The organism is Stenotrophomonas sp. P5_B8, from assembly GCF_054049855.1.
Map to the genome: position 1 here is coordinate 1 of NZ_JBFULO010000241.1, position 5,643 is coordinate 5,643.

The following is a 5,643-nucleotide window of genomic DNA, read 5'->3' on the forward strand; positions in this document are numbered from 1 at the left end:
ACGATGGCCTTGAAGCCACGGATGGTGTCCTTCAGCGACACGTACTTGCCCGGCGAGCCGGTGAACACTTCGGCCACGTGGAACGGCTGGCTGAAGAAGCGCTCGATCTTGCGGGCGCGGGTCACGGCCTGCTTGTCTTCTTCGGACAGTTCGTCCATGCCCAGGATGGCGATGATGTCCTTCAGTTCCTTGTACTTCTGCAAGGTCTGCTGGACGCGCTGGGCGGTGTCGTAATGCTCGTGGCCGATGACCAGCGGATCCATCTGGCGGCTGGTCGAATCGAGCGGATCCACGGCCGGGTAGATACCCAGCGAGGCGATCGAACGCGACAGGGTCACGGTCGAGTCCAAGTGGGCGAACGTGGTGGCCGGCGACGGATCGGTCAAGTCATCGGCGGGCACGTAGACGGCCTGGATCGAGGTGATCGAGCCATTCTTGGTCGAGGTGATGCGCTCCTGCAGGACGCCCATTTCCTCGGCCAGGGTCGGCTGGTAGCCCACGGCCGACGGCATACGACCCAGCAGTGCCGACACTTCGGTACCGGCCAGGGTGTAGCGGTAGATGTTGTCCACGAACAGCAGCACGTCCTTGCCCTTGCCGTTCTCGTCCTTCTCGTCGCGGAAGTACTCGGCCATGGTCAGGCCGGTCAGGGCGACGCGCAGACGGTTGCCCGGCGGCTCGTTCATCTGGCCGTACACCATCGCGACCTTGTCCAGGACGTTGGAGTCCTTCATCTCGTGGTAGAAGTCGTTGCCCTCACGGGTACGCTCACCCACGCCGGCGAACACGGACAGACCGCTGTGCGCCTTGGCGATGTTGTTGATCAGTTCCATCATGTTGACGGTCTTGCCGACGCCGGCGCCGCCGAACAGGCCGACCTTGCCGCCCTTGGCGAACGGGCACATCAGGTCGATGACCTTGATGCCGGTTTCCAGCAGCTCGGTCGCCGGGGACTGGTCTTCGTACGACGGGGCGGCACGATGGATTTCCCAGGTATCACTGGCGGCCACCGGGCCGGCTTCGTCGATCGGACGGCCCAGCACGTCCATGATGCGGCCCAGGGTGCCTGCGCCGACCGGCACCGAGATGGCGCGTTCGGTGTTGGTGGCAACCAGGTTGCGCTTCAGGCCGTCGGTGGAGCCCAGCGCGATGCAACGGACCACGCCGTCACCCAGCTGCTGCTGCACTTCCAGTGTGATTTCGGTGTTGTCCACCTTCAGCGCGTGGTACACCCTCGGCACCGACTCGCGGGGGAATTCGACGTCGACGACGGCGCCGATGATCTGAACGATCTTGCCCTGACTCATTGCTGCAATCCTCTAATGTGTGCTTTGACTGTGCGCGTCAGACTGCTGCCGCGCCGCCGACGATTTCGGAGATTTCCTGGGTGATCGCTGCCTGGCGGGCCTTGTTGTAGACCAGCTGCAGGGTTCCGATCAGCTTGTTCGCGTTGTCACTGGCCGACTTCATCGCGACCATGCGGGCTGCATGCTCGGACGCGACGTTTTCCAGCACGGCCTGGTACACCAGCGACTCGACGTAACGCGTCATCACGTGCTCGAGCACGGTCGCGGCGTCGGGTTCGTACAGGTAGTCCCAGTCGTGGTGCGCGACCTGCTTCTCAGCGGCCGGCAACGGCAGCAGCTGGTCGAAGCTGGCCTTCTGCGTCATCGTGTTGATGAAGCGGTTGTAGACCAGGTACACGCGATCGACCTTGCCTTCGGTGAAGGCATCGAGCATCACCTTGATCACGCCGATCAGCTGCTCCAGGTGCGGCACGTCGCCCATGTGGGTAACGCTACCGACCATGTTGACCTTGATCCGGCGGAAGAAGGTCGATGCCTTCTGGCCCACGGTCACCACGTCGATCTCGGCGCCCTTGTCCTGGTACTGGCGAACCTCGCCCAGCATCTTGCGGAACAGGTTGTTGTTCAGGCCACCGGCCAGGCCACGGTCGGAGGAGATCACGATGTAACCGACCCGCTTGACCTCGTCACGCTGGACCAGGAACGGATGCTGGTAATCGGTGCTGGCCTGGGCCAGGTGACCGATCACCTGCTTCATCGCCTGCGCATACGGGCGCGAGGTCTTCATCCGCTCCTGCGCCTTGCGGATCTTGGAGGCCGAGACCATCTCCAGCGCACGGGTCACCTTGCGGGTGTTCTGCACGCTCTTGATCTTGGTTTTGATTTCGCGACCGCTAGCCATCTCTTATTCCCGTGGCGCGGGGCACATGCCCCGCGTTTGACGTAGAGCGGAGCGTTGCTCCGCTGCTTTCAAGCCCAGCGGAGCAACGCTCCGCTCTACAGGACCGGTATTACCAGCTGCCGGTGGTCTTGAACTCGGAGATGCCCTGCTTGAAGGCAGCTTCGATCTCGTTGTCCCAACCGCCGGTGGCGTTGATCTTGTTGATCAGCTCGCCCTGGGTGTTGGCGAAGTGGGCGTGCAGGCCCTCTTCCAGTGCCAGCAGCTTGTTGACCGGCACGTCGTCGAGGTAACCCTCGTTGACGGCGTAGATCGACAGCGCCTGGTTGGCGATCGACATCGGGGCGTACTGCTTCTGCTTCATCAGCTCGGTGACGCGCTGACCGCGCTCAAGCTGCTTGCGGGTGGCTTCGTCCAGGTCCGAGGCGAACTGCGCGAACGCAGCCAGCTCGCGGTACTGCGCCAGCGAGATACGGATGCCGCCGGACAGCTTCTTGATGATCTTGGTCTGGGCCGCACCACCGACGCGCGACACCGAGATACCGGCGTTCACGGCCGGGCGGATGCCGGAGTTGAACAGATCGGTTTCCAGGAAGATCTGGCCGTCGGTGATGGAGATCACGTTGGTCGGCACGAAGGCCGAGACGTCGCCGGCCTGGGTTTCGATGATCGGCAGCGCGGTCAGCGAGCCGGTCTTGCCTTTGACGGCACCGTTGGTGAACTTCTCCACATACTCTTCGGACACGCGGGCAGCGCGCTCGAGCAGGCGGGAGTGCAGGTAGAACACGTCACCCGGGTAGGCTTCGCGGCCCGGCGGGCGCTTCAGCAGCAGCGAGATCTGGCGGTAGGCAACGGCCTGCTTGGACAGATCGTCGTACACGATCAGCGCGTCTTCGCCGCGGTCCATGAAGTACTCGCCCATGGTGCAGCCCGAGTAGGCGCTGATGTACTGCATCGCGGCCGATTCGGACGCGGTCGCAGCAACCACCACGGTGTGCGCCAGGGCGCCGTTCTCTTCCAGCTTGCGCACGATGTTGGCCACGGTCGAGGCCTTCTGGCCGATCGCGACGTACACGCACTTGATGCCGGTGGTCTTCTGGTTGATCACCGCATCGATGGCCAGGGCGGTCTTGCCGGTCTGGCGGTCACCGATGACCAGCTCGCGCTGGCCGCGGCCGATCGGGATCATCGAGTCGACGGACTTGTAACCGGTCTGCACCGGCTGGTCGACCGACTTGCGCCAGATCACGCCCGGGGCAACGCGCTCCACCGGCGCAGTGGCCTTGGCGGCGATCGGGCCCTTGCCGTCGATCGGCTCGCCCAGCGCGTTGACCACGCGGCCGAGCATTTCCGGACCGACCGGCACTTCCAGGATGCGGCCGGTGGTCTTGGCGACGTCGCCTTCGCGCAGGTGCTCATAGGCACCCAGCACCACGGCGCCGACCGAGTCGCGCTCCAGGTTCAGTGCCAGGGCGAAGGTGTTGTTCGGCAGTTCGATCATTTCGCCCTGCATCACGTCGGCCAGACCGAAGATGCGCACGATGCCGTCGGACACGCTGGTCACGGTGCCTTCGTTGCGCGATTCCGCGGCCAGCTTGACCTTCTCGATGCGGTTCTTGATCAGTTCGCTGATTTCGGAGGGGTTGAGCGTGGTTGCCATCGTCAAGTCCTAGTGCCGGCGATCACGCCGGACGTTAAATGAATTCAGTTAGCGAGCGCGGTCTGCAGGCGCGACAGCTTGCCCTTGAGCGAGCCATCGATGACCACATCGCCGGCGTCGATCACGGCACCGCCGATCAGCGAGGCATCGACCGCGGTCGTCACGTCCACCTCGCAGCCGAAGCGCTTGCGCAGCGCGGCCTTGATGGCGTCCAGTTCGGCGCCGGACAGGTCGGTGGCCGAGGTCACCGTGGCCTTGACCACGTGCTCGGCTTCAGCGCGCAGCTGGGCGTACATGCCGGCGATTTCCGGCAGCAGCGGCAGACGGTGCGCACCGGCCAGGATGGCCAGGAAGCGACCGAAGGTCTCGCTGGACGATTCCGGGGCCAGCAACGCGACGGCTTCGCCGCGGTCCAGTTCCGGGTTCGACAGCAAGGCCGCCACGCGCGGGTCGGCGGCTACGTGGGCGGAGAACGCAAGCGCGTCCGACCACGGCGCGAACGTGCCTTCGTCGCGCGCGGTCGCGAACGCGGCGCGGGCATACGGGCGTGCAAGCGTGAGGGCCTGGCTCATCGATCAGATCTCCGATGCCAGCTCGTCGAGCAGCGCCTTGTGGGCGTTGGCATCGATTTCGCGCTTGAGCAGCTTTTCGGCACCGCTCACCGCCAGCGCGGACACCTGCTTGCGCAGATCCTCACGGGCACGGTTGGCGGCAGCCTCGATTTCAGCGTGGGCCAGATCTTTCTGGCGGTTCGCTTCGGCGATGGCTTCATTCTTGGCGGCTTCAACGATCTGATTGGCGCGCGCGTGGGCCTGGTCGATGATCTCGTTGGCCTTGCCGCGTGCATCCTTCAGTGCTTCGTTGACCTTTTCCTGCGCCTGGGCCAGATCCTTCTGGCTGCGGTCGGCAGCGGCGAGGCCTTCAGCGATCTTCTGCTGACGCTCTTCGATGGCATTCATCAGCGGCGGCCAGATCTTGGTCGCGATGATCCAGATCAGACCGGCGAACGCCAGTGCCTGGGCAACGAGGGTAAAACCGATTTCCATGGGGTTCGCTCAATCTGGGGTGATGGGGTGGTTGCGCCGCCTGCGGCGGCGCAGCCGTTCCTTCATCCGCGATCAGGCGCACGCGGCGCCTGATCGTTCGCTTTCAATGGATCAGCCAGCAACCAGCTTGGCCTGGTCCAGCAGCGCCTGCGACAGCGGGTTGGCGAAGGCCAGCAGCAGGCCGACGGCGACCGAGATGATGAACGCGGCGTCGATCAGGCCGGCGGTGATGAACATGCGGACCTGCAGGACCGGGATCAGTTCCGGCTGGCGAGCGGCCGACTCCAGGAACTTACCGGACATGATGGCCAGACCGAGACCGGCACCCAGCGCGGCCAAGCCGATCATGATGCCGACGGCGAGGGCGGTGGAGCTCTGAATCTGGGCGAAGTTGGTCAGGACGGCGAAGTACATGGTTATCTCCAGGAACTTAAGTTGCTAAGGGTAATGAAACGGATGAAGGGTGAAGCGAAACTCAGTGACTGTCTTCCGACAGGCTCAGGTACACGATCGACAGCATCATGAAGATGAAAGCCTGCAGCGGAATCACCAGCAGGTGGAACAGCATCCAGCCCAGGCCGAATGCGCCGCCCGCGATGGCACCGGCAATGCCGGCACCGCCCAGCACCCAGATCAGCAGGAAGACGATTTCGCCGCCGAACATGTTGCCGAACAGTCGCATCGCCAGCGAGATCGGCTTGCTGAGCCACTCGACGATGTTGAGGATGAGGT

General features: G+C 64.0%; 7 protein-coding genes. All 7 read right to left on the minus strand.

What is annotated here, in order from left to right; all coding sequences use genetic code 11:
- Positions 1–1,307, minus strand: a 1,307-nt coding sequence (gene atpD / locus ACXJKH_RS13270) for a F0F1 ATP synthase subunit beta (protein ID WP_457319925.1), incomplete at its 3' end; no start/stop codon positions are given.
- 37 nt (positions 1,308–1,344) lie between these two features.
- Positions 1,345–2,208 (minus strand): F0F1 ATP synthase subunit gamma, encoded by an 864-nt coding sequence (gene atpG / locus ACXJKH_RS13275; RefSeq protein WP_038686099.1) that lies wholly within the window; start codon positions 2,206–2,208, stop codon positions 1,345–1,347.
- A gap of 109 nt (positions 2,209–2,317) precedes the next feature.
- Positions 2,318–3,865, minus strand: a complete 1,548-nt coding sequence (gene atpA, locus ACXJKH_RS13280) for a F0F1 ATP synthase subunit alpha (protein WP_312238858.1) — start codon at positions 3,863–3,865, stop codon at positions 2,318–2,320.
- A gap of 44 nt (positions 3,866–3,909) precedes the next feature.
- A complete protein-coding gene (locus ACXJKH_RS13285) occupies positions 3,910–4,437 on the minus strand; it encodes a F0F1 ATP synthase subunit delta (RefSeq protein ID WP_256776900.1) in 528 nt (175 codons plus the stop codon).
- Between the two features lie 3 nt (positions 4,438–4,440).
- Positions 4,441–4,911 (minus strand): F0F1 ATP synthase subunit B, encoded by a 471-nt coding sequence (locus ACXJKH_RS13290; RefSeq protein ID WP_128097913.1) that lies wholly within the window; start codon positions 4,909–4,911, stop codon positions 4,441–4,443.
- A 111-nt stretch (positions 4,912–5,022) separates the two neighbouring features.
- Entirely contained in the window at positions 5,023–5,325 is a 303-nt protein-coding gene (gene atpE, locus ACXJKH_RS13295; RefSeq protein WP_256776899.1) for a F0F1 ATP synthase subunit C, read from the minus strand.
- 61 nt (positions 5,326–5,386) lie between these two features.
- Positions 5,387–5,643, minus strand: a 257-nt coding sequence (locus ACXJKH_RS13300) for a F0F1 ATP synthase subunit A (protein WP_457319929.1), incomplete at its 5' end; no start/stop codon positions are given.

Bases quoted from the DNA above. Each gene is read 5' to 3' on its own strand.
- atpG (WP_038686099.1), bottom strand. From the start codon at position 2,208: ATGGCTAGCGGTCGCGAAATCAAAACCAAGATCAAGAGCGTGCAGAAC.
- atpA (WP_312238858.1), bottom strand. From the start codon at position 3,865: ATGGCAACCACGCTCAACCCCTCCGAAATCAGCGAACTGATCAAGAAC.
- ACXJKH_RS13285 (WP_256776900.1), bottom strand. From the start codon at position 4,437: ATGAGCCAGGCCCTCACGCTTGCACGCCCGTATGCCCGCGCCGCGTTC.
- ACXJKH_RS13290 (WP_128097913.1), bottom strand. From the start codon at position 4,911: ATGGAAATCGGTTTTACCCTCGTTGCCCAGGCACTGGCGTTCGCCGGT.
- atpE (WP_256776899.1), bottom strand. From the start codon at position 5,325: ATGTACTTCGCCGTCCTGACCAACTTCGCCCAGATTCAGAGCTCCACC.